Below are 14155 nucleotides of genomic sequence, written 5' to 3' on the forward strand. Positions count from 1 at the left end.
CCGCGAGGCGCCGCCCCGCCCTCCGCCGCCTCGCGCGACGCCCCCCGGCATGGCGCCCGCCCCGCGCGCGGCGCCGATGGCACGGCCCGCGGCCCCCGCGGACAGCCCCGATGCGCGCCGCAACGGGCGGGTGCGGATGCACACGTCCATCGACATGCGGAGCGACTCGAACTTCTTCACCGGCTTCTCCATGGACATCAGCGAGGGCGGCGTCTTCATCGCCACGGTGGAGGCCGTGCCCCGCGGAACCCAGGTCGAGTTGGACTTCACGCTACCGGGCGGCCGGCCCATGAAGGTGGCCGGCGTGGTGCGCTGGGTGCGCGAGGGGAATGACCGCACGCCCGAGCTGATGCCAGGGGTGGGCGTGCAGTTCACGGGCCTGGCGCCCGAGGTGGCCCGCGTCATCTCCTCGTTCGTCACCACCCGCGACCCCATGTTCTATCCAGACTGAGGCGGCTTCGTTGGGTAGCCAACCCGCTGGCTCGCCGCCGCGAGCCCGGGGGCACTATCCTTCGCAAAGACAGACACGGTAGGGTGTCCCCCCTCGTCCGGAGCATGGCAGGCATGACCTCTCCCATCCGGAGCACCGCCTCGGGTAGCGCGCGTCCGCCTCGCTGGGACGCGGGCCGCCGCGCCGAGCCAGCCCCGACCCCGCAGCCCTCACCCGTGGACCTCACCTTGGACAAAGTCAATCTGGCCGCGAAGCTGTCTCTCTTCTCCGAGCACTGGTCGCCCAAGGTCGTGGGCGAACTCAACGGGCAGCAGGTGCGTCTGGCCAAGCTGCTCGGGCCCTTCGTGTGGCATCAGCACGAGGTGGAGGACGAGCTGTTCCTGGTCCTCCACGGACACCTGCGCATGGAGTTCCGCGACCGGACGGTGGACGTGAACCCCGGCGAGTTCATCATCGTCCCCCACGGCGTCGAGCACCGCCCCGTGGCCGACCAGGAAGTCCACGTGCTCCTCTTCGAGCCCGCCACCACCCTCAACACCGGCGACGTGCGCGAGGCGCGGACGGTCGAGCGGCTGGAGCGCCTCTAGGCCCCGGAGTCAGTGCGGCGCGGGAAGCTCCGCGTCCACGCCCGCTCGCGGCAGCGGCAGGTCCACGATGAAGGTGGCACCCTCTCCCAGCGTGCTCTCCACGCGGACGGTGCCGCCGTGCGCCTCCACGAGCTGGCGCACGATGTAGAGCCCCAGCCCGAAGCCGTTGTTCCTCCCAGCGGACGGCTCGCGCTCGAACCGCTCGAAGATGCGCCGCTGCGACTCCTCGGCGATGCCCAGGCCCTGGTCCTTCACCGACAGCCGCGCCCAGCCGCCGCCCGCGCGCTCCACGCTCAACAGGATGGGCTTGCCCCGCCCGAACTTCAGCGCGTTGGACAACAGGTTGGTCACCACGCGATCCAAGCGCGGTCGATCCCACCGGCCCACCAGGCCCAGCTCCGCGGACATCTCCAGCCGGCTGCCCGCCTCCGCCGCCTGCGCCGCGAAGCGCTCCATGCACTCGTGCGCCACGTCCGCCAGGTCCACCAGTGCCACGTCCAGCACCAGCTTCCCCGAGGACAACCGAGACAAGTCCAACAGGTTGTGCAGCAGTTGCCCCAGCCGCTGCGCCTGCTTCAACGCCGCCGCCAACCCCACCCGCATGCGCTCCGGCGACTCCTGCGCGTCCACCCGCTGGAGCCTGCGCAGCAGCAACTGCAACGCATGCAAGGGATTGCCCAGGTCATGCGCCGTGACGCCAATCAGCTCCAGCGCTTGCTGGGCCTCGCTCAGCAGGCGGGCGTTGTCGAGCGCGAGCGCGGCCCGCCCCGCCAGTTCCTCCACCAGCACCTGGTCCTCCGGGGTGAACCGGCGGCCGGCGGGCTCCGCCAGCAGCACGAAGACGCCCCGGGTGCGCTCCTCCACCCGCAGCGGCACCGCCAGATAGGAGCCGATGCCCGTCGCGCACAGCAGGGCCCGGTGCTCGGGGGACTCGGCGCCGCGGTCCAGGGCCTCGGGCGGCACCTCGGACACCCGCTCCGAGCGCCCCGTGTGCAGCACCCGCCAGACCCCGTGGGACGCGTCCTCGCGCGAGGGGTAGCGCCGGGCCGCCTCCCACAGCGCCTCCTGGCGCTCCGGCCGGGCGTGCGCCACCGCGCGCGGGGCGAGCTGCCCCGAGGGCGTCAGCAGGAACAGGATGCAGCCCTCGGCCACCTCGGGGACCATCATCCGCGTCAGCTCGGCCACCATCAGGTCCGGAGCCTTCGCCTGCTGGAACACCTTCCCCGCCACCGCGAGCAGCCGCTGCATGCGCTCGGCCCGGCGGCGCTCGGTGATGTCGCGCACCAGGAGGGCGAAGCCCTGCATCCGCCCCTCCTCGTCGCGCAGCGCCACCAGGATGACCTCGCCCCAGAAGAGCGTTCCATCCTTGCGCAGCCGGGCCGCCTCGCCGCGCAGCCGCCCGTCCCGCTCGGCGCGCGCCACGTCCCGCTCCGGCTGACCCTCCGCCACCGCCTTCTGGGGATAGAACATCGCCACGGACCGGCCGAGGACCTCGTCCTCCCGCCAGCCCGTGATGCTCGCGGCGCCGGGGTTCCAGCTCGCCACCCGGCCCTGGGCATCCAGCAGGCAGATGGCGTAGTCGCGCACGCTCTCCACCAGGAGCTGGAAGCGCCGAGCCGTGGACGCGGCCTCGCGCCGCAGGGGCGCCAGCCGCCGCATCAGCACCCAGGCCAGCATCGCCGCCGCCGCCGTGCCCAGCACCGCCGCCACCAGCATGAGCGCCAGGGCCTGCCGGTCCGCGTCCATCGCATCCCGGACCCCGCGCGACAGCCGCTCGCTCGCGTGCGTCGTCAGCCGCTGGAGCGCCTGCTCCGTGCGCTCCCGCGCGCGCCCCACCCGCTCGTGGAACAGCGCGTCCAGCTGCTCCCGGCTGGCCCCCGCGTCGTTGGCCGCCCCCAGCGCCTGGGCCGCGTCCTCGTGCTCCTGCTCGGCCCGCACCGCCGAGCTGAGCAGCGTGGCGGCCGGTTCATCCGCCAGGCGCGGACGCAGACGCTCCTGGAGCGCCTGGAAGCGCTGGCGCGCGGTGGTCATGTCCCGCTGGAACTGCGCATCCCCGGACATCGCGAGCCCGCGCCCGCTGGCCACCTTCTCGCTGAAGGCGCGGTGCAGCCGCTCCACCTCCAGCACGTCGTTGGACAGGTCCAGGATGCGCGCCTTGTGGCTGGCTCGCACCGTCAGCAGCGCGCCCACGGCCGCGCCCGCCAACACGAGCGCCACGACGAGCGAGGCCACGAAGCCCGCCCCCATGCGCTGCGCGAAGGCCCATGGACGCGCCACACCGCCCCTCCGGGCCCCTTGTCCGGACGCACGAGGCCCGCGGCCAAGGTGAGGCGCCCGCCCCGGCCCGCCCAGGCGTGCCGACGGGCCTTATCGATGTCGGGAAGTGGGCGACGCCGCCCCGCTCAGGGCTGACCGCCCGCCGAGGACTCCGACTCGGGCTGGGGAGCCGCGCCCGCCCCGCCCGCGGCCGGCACGAACGTGCCCGTCTTCGGATCCACGTTCCAGGCGGAGTACTTGTGCTGCTTCACGTCCCGCAGCACGCCGTCCGCGTAGCAGACCGAGTAGACGACGAAGGTGGGGTCCCTCAGCGTGGGCTGTCCGTAGCGGTAGCAGTCCGCGCCATCCACCTTGTCCAGGGTGAGGGGACGCCCGAGCACCGCCACCACCTCGCCCTGCGACATGCCCGGGGACACCGTCCGGATGCCATGGGGCGTGAGGACCCGGAAGTTGCGCTGGGCCTGCCGAGAGAGCGCCCACCCCCCCAGCGCCAGCACCACGGCCGCGCCCAGCACCACGGCCCGCCGCGTGGAGCTCGGCTTGCGCTCATGGAAGGCCGTGAAGAGGCCATGGGGGGCGGTGGGGCCGGGGGTACCCGCGGCTGCGCCATTCGAGGAGATGTCTTGTCCCATCACGTTCCCTGAAATGCCGTCCCGCCATTTTGGATGCAAGCAAGACGCGGACAGAACCGCGCCACGGGTCGCGCCTGTTCCCTGGTGCACCAAAGATTGGCTGAGTGTCCGCTCCCCGGGTGAGAGCGCGAGTTTACAATGGCCTTCTGACCGGGCTGGTACACCGTCTTCGTGAGCGTCTCCACGAGGAGTTACTTCATGTCGAAGCGCGGCACGGGCCGTGGCGGCACCCACAAGCCGGCGGAGCGGGACGTGCTACCCGCTGGGGTCGAGGTCACGGACAGCGAGCTGTTCTTCAACCGTGAGCTCTCCTGGCTGGCCTTCAACGACCGGGTCCTCCAACTGGCCGAGTCCGCGGACGAACCCCTCCTGGAGCGGCTGAAGTTCATCTCCATCTACGCGCGCAACCTGGACGAGTTCTTCATGATTCGGGTGGCGCGGCTGCACGAGCAGGCGCGCGGCGGCGTGGCGCGGCTGGTGCCGGACGGGGCCTCTCCGGGCACCACGCTGGACAAGCTGCACGAGGGCATCTTCGAGCAGAGCAAGCGCCACGCGGACTGCTTCGAGCAGGTGCTGCGCCCGGCCCTGGCGGAGAAGGGCCTGCGCATCCTCTCCGTGAAGGAGCTGGACGCCGAGCAGCGCGCGCAGGTGGACCAGCGCTTCCGCGAGCAGATCTTCCCGGTGCTCACCCCGCTGGCCATCGGGTTGGGGCGGCACTTCCCGTACATCTCCAACCTGTCGCTCAGCCTGGCCGTGCTCCTGCGCGACCCGGTGGCGGAGGAGGAGAGCGTGGCGCGGGTGAAGGTGCCCAAGGAGCTGCTGCCGCGCTTCGTGCCGCTCAAGGGCAACATCTTCGTGCCGCTCGAGGACATCATCGCGCACCACCTCAAGGACCTGTTCCCGGGGATGGAGGTGCTGGGCTGGAGCCTGTTCCGCGTCACGCGCGACGCGGACTTCACCGTGTCCGAGGACGCGGAGGACCTGCTCAAGGCGGTGGAGACGGAGCTGCGTCAGCGCCGCTTCGGGGACGTCATCCGCCTGGAGGTGCAGGCAGGGATGCAGCCCAAGCTGCTCGAGCCGCTGGTGGAGGCGCTCGGGCTGGAGCCTCGGCAGGTCTACGAGGAGCGCGGCCTGTTGGACCTGGCGGACGTGATGTCCATCGTGGGCACGCCGGGGTTCCCGGAGCTGCGCGACCCGCCGTGGACGCCGGTCACCCAGGCGCGGCTGCGGCCGGACAGCGAGTCTCCGGATGGCGGCGGCACGGTGATGGCGGCCATGCGGCGCGGGGACCTGTTGGTGCACCACCCCTACGAGTCCTTCGCCACGTCGGTGGAGCGCTTCGTGGCGGAGGCGGTGGAGGACCCGGACGTCCTGGCGCTGAAGCAGACGGTGTACCGGACGTCGGACAGTTCACCGCTGGTGCCCGCGCTGATCCGCGCGACGGAGAATGGCAAACAAGCGGTGTGCATGGTGGAGCTGAAGGCGCGCTTCGACGAGCGCACCAACATCCGCTGGGCCAACGCGTTGGAAGAGGCGGGGGTGCACGTCGTCTATGGAATCCCGAGCCTGAAGACCCACGCGAAGGCCATCCTCATCGTGCGGCGTGAGGGTGAGCGGGTGCGGCACTACGTGCATATCGGCACGGGCAACTACAACCCGAAGACGGCGCGCCTCTACACGGACCTGGGGCTGTTCACCACGGACCCGGACATCGGGGCGGACGTGGCGGATGTCTTCAATTTCCTGACGGGCTTCGGGCGGCCCAAGTCGTTCCGCAAGATATTGGTGGCGCCGCTGACGATGCGAGAGGGGTTGCTGGAGGAGATTCGCCGCACGGTGGCGGCGCACACGCCGGAGCGGCCCTCGCGCATCGTGATGAAGATGAACGCGATGGTGGATCCGGGCATCATCCGCGCGCTGTACGACGCGTCGCGCGTGGGCGTGCGGGTGGACCTGAACGTGCGAGGCATCTGCTGCCTGCGTCCGGGAGTGCCTGGGGTGTCGGAGCACATCCGCGTGGTGTCGGACCTGGGGCGGTTCCTGGAGCACTCGCGCATCTATCTGTTCGAGCGGGGCACGGAGGTGCGGTGCCTCATCGGCTCGGCGGACCTGATGCCGCGCAACCTGGACCACCGGGTGGAGATCCTCGCGCCCATCGAGGATCCGTCGCTCCTGGCGCAGGTCAAGGACCTGGTGGACCGCTGCCTCGCGGACAACACGCACGCGTGGGAGCTGCTGCACACGGGGCAGTGGAAGCGCCGCACGCCGCCGCCGGGCGGAGAACGCCGCTGGGCCCAAGGCGAGCTGATGGAGCGCGCCACGCGGATGGTGCAGGTGCAGAGCGGCAGGCCGCTGCCGTAGTCCTCAAGGCAACCGACCCCGCCATCTCCCATCTGGATTCGGACTCGCCCTTCCGTGGGGCGGGGCTACATGGCCCGGGCGGACAGGCTTCATGGACTGGGGGACAGGGTGGGGCGTGACGTCTGTTCTTCAGGCTTCGCTTCCCTGCATCCCAGACCGCGACCGTGTTGCCCAGACATTCTTGAAAGCCTATCCACGCTGCCCACCCCCGGACAGACATCCGGCGAATCGCGCGTCCCCCTCGCTCGGGTGTCCCTCGCCGGAAGTCTGCCCTTCACGCAGCCGAACGGAGACAGTGGATGAGCACGCGGTCGCCCGTCGTCGAAACGAAGGAAGGCAAGGTTCAGGGCCTTCAAGACCAAGGCATCTCCCTCTTCAAAGGCATCCCCTACGCCAAGCCCCCCGTGGGCCCCCTGCGCTGGCGCGCCCCCGAACGCGCCACCCCCTGGACCGGCACCCGCGACACCCTCGAGTTCGGCCCCTCCCCCCTCCAATCCAGACAAGGCTGCATCGAAGGCGGCGGCGGTGACCCCGGCAAGCTCTCCGAGGATTGCCTCTACCTCAATGTCTATTCCCCCAAGCTCGGCCCCGGCGCCAAGCTCCCCGTCGTCGTCTGGATTCACGGCGGCGCCTTCGTCGTGGGCACCAGCTCCGTGCCGCCCTACAACGGCGTGCCCCTCGCCTCGCGCAACGTGGTGCTCGTCACCGTCAACTACCGCCTGGGACACCTGGGCTTCTTCGCCCACCCCGCCCTGGAGCAGGAGAACCCCGGCGGCCCCGCCAACTTCGGCCTGCTCGACCAGGCGCTCTCGCTCGAATGGGTGCGCGACAACATCGCCGCGTTCGGCGGTGACCCCGGCAACGTCACCCTCATGGGCCAGTCCGCTGGCGCCAAGAGCGTCCTCGCGCTGTTCGCCTCGCCCCTCGTGCGCGGCAAGGGCCTCTTCCACAAGGGCATCTCCATGAGCGCCTACGTGCTCTCCGAGCGGCCCGTGGCCGACGCGAAGCTCAGCGGCATCGCCTTCGCGCGCCGAGCGGGCCTCACCGACCCGTTCGTCACCATGGATCAGCTCCGCAAGCTCCCCGCCGAGAACTTCTGGATGCTCCCCTCGGACACCCTCAACGCCCCCAACGCCATCTACGGCGACTCGGTGCTCCCCGAGCCCATCCGCACCACGTTCGAGTCCGGCGACCAGCTCAAGCTGCCCCTCATCCTCGGCAGCACGAACGATGACTCCAGCGTGGTGAGCGCGTTCGGCATCGACCCGGGGACCATCCTCGAGCGCCTGGGGCCCATCGCGGACACGATTCGCGAGCTGTACCCCGACGTGAACGACGACCGCGAGATTGGCCGGCGCATGTGCCGCGACTTCGTCTTCGCCGTGTCACCCCGCCACTACGCCTCCTTCCACTCGCACCACGGCGGGCGCGCGTGGCGCTACCTCTTCGAGTACAGCGCGAAGCTGCTCGCCCCGCGCCGCCGCCTGGGCGTGCCGCACGGCGAGGACGTGCCCTACTTCCTGGGCACCCCCGAGCTGTGTCCGCCCACCGAGGGCTTCATCTCCGACGAGGACCGCACCCTCACCACGAACCTCGTCGAGGCCGTGGTCCGCTTCGCTCAACGGGGCGAGCCGGGAGCGCTCGGCCGCGTCACGTGGGATGAGCACACCGAGGACCGCGACGTGCTGCTGCGCATCTCCAAGTCCCCCGAGCAGGTGGAGAACTTCGACCAGCCCGTCCTCGACGTGGCGCAGATCCTCATCCCCATCATCGACCAGTTCGCCAAGCCGCCACCGCCGGCCTTGCCGAAGGCCACCTCCTCCTCCACGAGCAGCAAGTCCAAGGGCCGCCCGCGAGCCAACCCCTAGGCGGAGCGCCGTCGACCGGAAGCGCCGTAGAGCGACTGGAGCGCCGCCCCCAAGGCGCCCAGCCGCTGCCTCAGTGCTTCCGGCCCCAGCACCTCCACCTCCGCCCCCACCTCACAGAGCTGCGAGACCGCGATGGCCTCGCGCTCGAAGTCGAGCACCACCTGTCGCTTCCCTTGGAGCGCCGCGTCCAGCCGCGCGGCCTCCGAGGGCGGCCTCACCGCGCGCAGCGCCGCCACGCCGGCCTCCGTGCAGCGCAGCGTGACTTCATAGCGAGGACGCTCGGTCGCGAACCGCGCGCACCAGTCCTTCCAGAAGTGGCTCAGGTCGAAGTCCACGGGCCGCGTGAAGCCCTGGGGACGCCGGCGCACGCCCTCGATGCGCGAGCCTCGGAACACGCGCGGCCCCTTCTCCGTCCCCGCCACCAGGTACCAACGGTCCGCCTTGATGACGAGCCCATAGGGCTCCACCGCCCGCCGGGTGCGCGCCCCCTCGAAGTCCTGGTACGTCAACGTCACGCGCTGGTCCTGCCACGCGGCATCACGCAGCACGCCCAGGTGCGGCACCCGCTCTCGCGTCGTGAACCACCCGGACGCGTCCACGAGCAATCGTTGCCGCGCGTGCTCCAGGGCTGGCTGTTGGAGCGAGGGCAGCGCCGCCGCCAGCTTCACCAACCCCGTGCGCAGCGGCCCGGACAACCCCAAGTCCTCCAGCGCTCCTGGCGCACCCACCGTGGCCAGCGCTTGAAGCTCCGGCCGCGTGAGCCCCGTGAGCTGCGTGCGCCAACCCTCCATCAACGACACGCCGCCGCCCGCGCCTCGCGTGGTGGACACCGGAACGCCCGCCGTGGAGAGCGCGTCCAGGTCGCGCAGCACCGTTCGCCCGGACACCTGGAGCTCTCGCGCCAGCGCCCCCACCGTGCTCCGCGGGCGGGCTTGCAGGCGCATCAGCAGGTGCATCAGTCGATCGGCGCGCATGGGTGGGCCCCTCCGGGCAGGGCGCGGGTGAGGACGAGAAGTCTCGCCGGGGAAACATGACAGAGGGTGTCATCTTCCCTGAGGCATCTTCGCGGTGGAAAGGAAACAACACCATGAAGCCACTCGAAGGACGGATTGCCCTCGTCGCCGGCGCGACGCGGGGCGCGGGGCGCGGAATCGCGACGATGCTGGGCGAGGCGGGGGCCACCGTGTACTGCACGGGGCGCAGCGTGCGCGGGAATCTCGCCAGCGGCCCCAAGCGGCCGGAGACCCTCGAGGAGACGGCCGAGCGCGTGACGGCGCTGGGCGGCAAGGGCATCGCCGTGCGCGTGGACCACTCGGTGGAGGAGGAGGTGGAGGCGCTGGCGCAGCGGATCCGCGCCGAGGCCGGTCACCTGGACGTGCTCGTCAATGACATCTGGGGCGGCGAGTCCCTGATGGAGCTGGGACTGCCCTTCTGGAAGCAGTCCGCGCAGAAGGCGCGGCTCATGTTCGACCGCGCCATCTTCACGCACCTGCTCACCAGCCGGCACCTCGTGCCGATGATGGTGGAGCGCAACCAGGGCCTCATCGTCGAGGTGACGGACGGTGACTCGTTCGGGTATCGCGGCGCGGTCGCCTATGACGTCACGAAGATGGCGGTCATCCGCCTGGCGTTCGCGATGTCTCGCGACCTGCGGCGCACGAACGTCACCGCGCTCGCCATCACCCCAGGCTTCCTCCGCTCGGAGGAGATGCTGGACTACTTCGGCGTGACGGAGGCGACCTGGCGCGACGCCGCCAAGAAGGACCCCAACTTCATCGCCTCGGAGACGCCCGCGTACGTGGGCCGCGCCGTGGCGGCGCTCGCGGCCGACCCGAACGTGAGGGCCCGGGCCGGCCGCGTCGTCGCATCATGGACCCTGGCCCGTGAGTACGGCTTCACGGACCTGGATGGCACCCAGCCCCACTGGGCCGACCACTTCACGCGGACCTACCAGCAGCCCTACACCGTGGCGCAGGATGCGGCGTATGCCTCGTGGATGAACGGGGCGATTGAAGTCATCGTCCCGGACTGGCCCCAGTACTGAGCCGCGCTCAGGGACGCCTCAGCCCGCCTCTTCCCGAAGGGATGAGGCGTCCCGGCCCGCGCGCCACGCATAGCCGGTGAACAGGTCCCGGCCGTCCTTCACGGTGAGCAGGACGCGGATGTCCTTGAGCGTGTGCTGGGACACCGTGAGCGGATTGCTGGAGAGCACCACCAGGTCCGCGCGCTTGCCGGGCTCGATGGTGCCCTTCGTCCCCTCCTCCGAGTAGAGGATGGCGTTGCCGACGGTGAGCGCCTTGAGCGCCTCCATCACGGGGATGCGCTGCTCCTCGCCCACCACCGCGCCGGACAGGCTGGTGCGGTTCACCGCCGCGTCCACCAGCAGCATGGGCTCCAGCGGAATCACCGGCGCGTCCGAGTGGATGGACAACGGCATCCCTCGCTTCAACGTGGACGCCAGCGGGCTGATGCGCAGCGCGCGCGCCGGCCCCAGCGTCTCCTGCATGTGCCAGTCGCCCCAGTAGTACGTGTGCACGTTGAAGTAGCTGGGGAGGATGCCCAGGTCACGCATCGCATCCAGCTGGTCCTCGCGCACCGTCTGCGCGTGGATCATCACCGGCCGCAGCGCCTTGGGTCCCTGCAGCGTGCGCGCCTTGCGCACGGCCGAGATCATCATGTCCGCCGCCGCGTCCCCGTTGCAGTGCACCAGGAGCTGGAGGCCCTCCGCGTAGGCCCGGTCGAACCAGCCGTCCAGTTCCTCCTGGCTCACCACCGACTCGCCTCGGTACGACTCGGGCTTGCCCTCGGGCGGCTTCAGGTAGGGCTGCGTGAGGTAGGCCGTCTTGCCTTGCGGCGAGCCGTCCGCGGTGATCTTCACCCCGCCCACCTTGAGGCGCCCCACGTAGGTGCCCACGTGCTTGCGCGCCTTGAAGTCCGCCAGCAGCCCCGGCGACGACGACGCGGCGCCCCGAGGCTCGCGGTCGCAATCATGCCGGTGCGGCACGCGCGCGGTGGTGCGCACCGGGTGGGGGGAGATCGTCTCCCCCACCGTGGTCCACTTCGGGTACGCGACGATGTCGATGAGCAACCGGTGCTGGCGCGCCGCCTCCTCCAGCAGCGCCAGCGAGTCCGGCGACGTCTGGCCTTCCTGCGCGGTGGTGATGCCCCGGCTGGCGTAGTGCCATTGGACATCCTCCAGCGTGGTCAACTGCTCCTCGGGCGTCTTCGCCGGCAGGTGCGCCAGGAGCCCGAACACGGCCTGCTCCGTCACCACGCCGGTGGGCTCGCCCCGCTCGTCGCGCCAGATGGAGCCGCCCGGCGGATCCTCCGCGCCCTTCACGTAGCCGGCCTGGGTCAACGCCAGGTGGTTGGCCGTGGCCAGGTGCGCGGAGACGTGGATGAGGACGAGCGCGTGCGTGGTGGAGACGCGGTCCAGTTCGTCCGCCAGTGGGTGACGCCGCTCCTTGAGCCGCGAGTCGTCATACCCCACCGCCACGAGGGTGGAACCCGGCGGCGGCGCGTGCGCCTCCAGGTGCAACCGCAGCCGATCCAGGATGTCCTCCAGGCTCGCGACCTCGCCCGCCGGCGGAGGGCTCAAGTCCGGCCAGCCCCAGGTGTCCACCATGGCGCCCAGGTGCGAGTGCCCATCCACGAAGCCCGGCAACATCGTGCGGCCTCGCAGGGACACCACCTCCGTGTTCGGCCCGCGGTGGCGCAGCACCGCGTCTCGCGTTCCCACCGCGAGAATCGTGTCACCCCGCAGCGCCACGGCCTCCGCCGTGGGCTGCGCGTCATTCATCGTCAGGATGGTGCCGCCCTCGAAGATTCGGTCGGCGATGGGGACGGGGGTCTCAGCGGAGGGGCGTTTCGTGGTCATTCAGGGGACTCGGGGCAGAAGTGGAAAACATGCTCCGCCGAGCAAGGTGGTCCCTGAGCGTCACAGCGTCCATCGCCCCCCAGGGTCGCGAAGGGTTGTCTTTGCACTCGTTCAGTGCCCGAGAAAACAAGACAGCCCTTCGGACCGGATGTCTGGAATGAGGCGCGCTCAGTAGTGGACGGAGAGCGTGACGCCGCTGTAGGCCGAATAGCCTTTCAGCAGAATCCACTGCGTGCCCGCGGGCAGGTTACCCGCCAGCGTGCATGTTTCATTGCTACCCGACAAGTAGGGCCGGCAGTCGAACAGGGTCAGCGTGGGCGCGAGGTTGAAGCGCGTGTAGAGGTCCGCGTCTCCCGTGCTGCCGCTCACGATGCGGACGGTGGCCGGGGTGTTGGCCGGCACGTTCAGACAGAAGTACTTCTCCGAGCCCGAGGAGCCAGAGAGCCCGGTCACCTGCGCGTCGTTGGCCAGCGTGGTGCACGTGACGGGCGGAGGCACGGTTCCCAACCCCACGGCCTCCCACGCCGCGTCCACGGCGAGTTGCACGGACATGTCGTAGCCCATGTCCGAGGCCACCTGCTTCAGAATGAACCGCGCCTGGGTGAAGTTGGTGGACGCGACGAAGTAGTCCGTGTTGGCGCGATACATGATGCGCGCGGCCTTCTCGATACCAATGCCCTGCACGTTCACCGTCGTCCTGCCCCGAGGGTGCGTGCCTCCGGTGGACAGCAGCTTGAACGCCAGGTTCGGAATGCCTGAGCCGTAATGCGGGTCAATGGTGGGCGAGAAGTCCGGGTAGTAGTCCAGCGAGTCGCCATCCCGCTTGGGGTCCTGCATGTAGCGCAAGGCGTCCCCGGCGATGGGCGGCGTCCAGACGGCCTCGCCAATCTTCCAGATGTCCTCGCCCATGCTCCACGTGCCCGAGGCCAGGCTCTGGCAGGTGGCGGTGAAGATGTCCGAGACGGACTCGTTGAGCGCGCCGGACTCGCCCGCGTAGTCGAGGTTGGACGTCGACTCGGTGATGGCGTGGGTGAACTCGTGCACGACGGGCTCCGCGTCCATGCATGGCGAGCTCAGGTTGACCCCATCGCCGTCGCCACACATCAACCGGGTCCCGTCCCAGTAGGCGTTCGCGTAGTTCGTCATGTAGTTCACGGTCGCCACCAGCTTCGCGCCCGAGTTGTCGAAGGAGTCCCGCGCGAAGAGGGTGTTGAAGCAGTCATAGAACTCCCCCAGCTTCGCGAGCGGGACGTCGAGTGAGGGGTCCCACGCGGGAATCCCCTCGATGGAGCACAGGTGCGACTTCCACGAGCAGACCTCTCGCCGGCGCATGGTGCGAATGTCGGAGCGGCGCCTCACCACGGCGGCGTCCTCCGCGCGGACGTAGACGCGGTCCTTCACCGGCGTCCCGTCTTCCTCCTCGCCCGTCACCTTCACCTCGAAGGCGCGCACCAGCGCGGCCTCGGGCGTGGGCCGCAAGAAGACCTCTCGGGGCGGGCTCGCCTCGCGCGCGCCGGGCGTGGAGGTGAGCGCCACCTGCAGCGCGGTCTCGGGGGCGATGCGCGCCGCAGCAGGCTCGGGCTCACCGTCGCGCGCCGAGCCGTTCACCGCGTAGAGACGACCGCTCGCGTCGAGGTGAACGCGCAGTTCCTCGCCCACCACGGGGAGGCCTGCCTTCACCTGCGCGTAGCGCACGTGCACGTTGCCCTGCGCATCCGGCCGCACGTCCCGCGGCACCACGTCCGCCAGCTTGAGCCGGAACACCGGCAGCGCCCGCGCGAGCGCCGGCTCCAACAACGCATGCGCCTGGCGCGCCGAGGCCCCTGAGAGCCCTCGCCCCGCGCTGCCCAGGTCTCCCTTCACGAAGGTGGGCACCCCGTCCGGGTGCGTGTCCAGGACGTGAGCATCCGGCAGCGCGCTCAACGCCGATGCGAGGCTTTCCGTGTCAGGGGCGGACTCCAGGGCGGCCTGGGGGGCGCCCTCCATGCCACACGCCGAGACACCGAGCGCCAAGCTGGCCCACAGCCCATACATCTTCCGCGTCATGGACTTCCTCCTGGAGACAGGTCCGAGAAGCCCAGTCAGCTAAGCATATTTTTCAG

The 14155-nt window shown here is 70.4% G+C and carries 10 protein-coding genes; 5 read left to right on the top strand and 5 right to left on the bottom strand.

Going from position 1 to position 14155, the window contains the following annotated elements; genetic code table 11:
- Together KRR26_RS16210 and KRR26_RS16215 are read left to right on the top strand one after the other, a co-directional pair.
- A partial coding sequence (locus KRR26_RS16210) for a TIGR02266 family protein (RefSeq protein ID WP_217080255.1) occupies positions 1–451 on the top strand: 451 nt, incomplete at its 5' end.
- 113 nt (positions 452–564) lie between these two features.
- On the top strand, positions 565–1038 hold the full coding sequence (locus KRR26_RS16215) for a cupin domain-containing protein (RefSeq protein ID WP_217080256.1): 474 nt from the start codon (positions 565–567) through the stop codon (positions 1036–1038).
- A 9-nt stretch (positions 1039–1047) separates the two neighbouring features.
- Here KRR26_RS16215 and KRR26_RS16220 read toward each other — a convergent pair whose 3' ends face one another.
- Positions 1048–3315 carry an ATP-binding protein gene (locus KRR26_RS16220; protein WP_217080257.1) on the bottom strand — a complete coding sequence of 756 codons (2268 nt, stop codon included), beginning with the start codon at positions 3313–3315 and terminating at the stop codon, positions 1048–1050.
- A gap of 125 nt (positions 3316–3440) precedes the next feature.
- Positions 3441–3947 (bottom strand): hypothetical protein, encoded by a 507-nt coding sequence (locus tag KRR26_RS16225; protein ID WP_407931722.1) that lies wholly within the window; start codon positions 3945–3947, stop codon positions 3441–3443.
- 198 nt (positions 3948–4145) lie between these two features.
- Between KRR26_RS16225 and ppk1 the strand changes: the two genes are divergently transcribed.
- Positions 4146–6308, top strand: coding sequence for a polyphosphate kinase 1 (gene ppk1 / locus KRR26_RS16230; protein ID WP_120206639.1), 2163 nt, complete (start codon positions 4146–4148; stop codon positions 6306–6308).
- Positions 6309–6607: 299 nt separating this feature from the next.
- A complete protein-coding gene (locus tag KRR26_RS16235) occupies positions 6608–8176 on the top strand; it encodes a carboxylesterase/lipase family protein (RefSeq protein ID WP_120206638.1) in 1569 nt (522 codons plus the stop codon).
- Here the strand turns inward: KRR26_RS16235 and KRR26_RS16240 are convergent.
- Positions 8173–9150, bottom strand: coding sequence for a helix-turn-helix transcriptional regulator (locus KRR26_RS16240; RefSeq protein WP_120206637.1), 978 nt, complete (start codon positions 9148–9150; stop codon positions 8173–8175). The genes KRR26_RS16235 and KRR26_RS16240 overlap by 4 nt on opposite strands.
- 113 nt (positions 9151–9263) lie before the next feature.
- Between KRR26_RS16240 and KRR26_RS16245 the strand changes: the two genes are divergently transcribed.
- Positions 9264–10220: an SDR family oxidoreductase gene (locus KRR26_RS16245; protein ID WP_120206636.1), complete on the top strand. Its 957-nt coding sequence runs from the start codon at positions 9264–9266 to the stop codon at positions 10218–10220.
- A gap of 18 nt (positions 10221–10238) precedes the next feature.
- On the opposite strand, the gene KRR26_RS16250 is transcribed toward KRR26_RS16245, so the two are convergent.
- Both KRR26_RS16250 and KRR26_RS16255 read right to left on the bottom strand, forming a co-directional pair.
- Positions 10239–12053, bottom strand: coding sequence for an amidohydrolase (locus KRR26_RS16250; RefSeq protein WP_217080259.1), 1815 nt, complete (start codon positions 12051–12053; stop codon positions 10239–10241).
- A 168-nt stretch (positions 12054–12221) separates the two neighbouring features.
- Positions 12222–14099 carry a M4 family metallopeptidase gene (locus KRR26_RS16255; protein WP_217080260.1) on the bottom strand — a complete coding sequence of 626 codons (1878 nt, stop codon included), beginning with the start codon at positions 14097–14099 and terminating at the stop codon, positions 12222–12224.
- Positions 14100–14155 lie beyond the last annotated feature (56 nt).

It is taken from the genome of Citreicoccus inhibens (genome assembly GCF_019039035.1).
Lineage (GTDB): Bacteria > Myxococcota > Myxococcia > Myxococcales > Myxococcaceae > Citreicoccus > Citreicoccus inhibens.

Excerpts from the sequence above, each read along its gene's own strand:
- KRR26_RS16215 (WP_217080256.1), top strand. The coding sequence starts at position 565 with ATGACCTCTCCCATCCGGAGCACCGCCTCGGGTAGCGCGCGTCCGCCT.
- KRR26_RS16225 (WP_407931722.1), bottom strand. The coding sequence starts at position 3,947 with ATGGGACAAGACATCTCCTCGAATGGCGCAGCCGCGGGTACCCCCGGC.
- ppk1 (WP_120206639.1), top strand. The coding sequence starts at position 4,146 with ATGTCGAAGCGCGGCACGGGCCGTGGCGGCACCCACAAGCCGGCGGAG.
- KRR26_RS16235 (WP_120206638.1), top strand. The coding sequence starts at position 6,608 with ATGAGCACGCGGTCGCCCGTCGTCGAAACGAAGGAAGGCAAGGTTCAG.
- KRR26_RS16240 (WP_120206637.1), bottom strand. The coding sequence starts at position 9,150 with ATGCGCGCCGATCGACTGATGCACCTGCTGATGCGCCTGCAAGCCCGC.
- KRR26_RS16245 (WP_120206636.1), top strand. The coding sequence starts at position 9,264 with ATGAAGCCACTCGAAGGACGGATTGCCCTCGTCGCCGGCGCGACGCGG.
- KRR26_RS16250 (WP_217080259.1), bottom strand. The coding sequence starts at position 12,053 with ATGACCACGAAACGCCCCTCCGCTGAGACCCCCGTCCCCATCGCCGAC.
- KRR26_RS16255 (WP_217080260.1), bottom strand. The coding sequence starts at position 14,099 with ATGACGCGGAAGATGTATGGGCTGTGGGCCAGCTTGGCGCTCGGTGTC.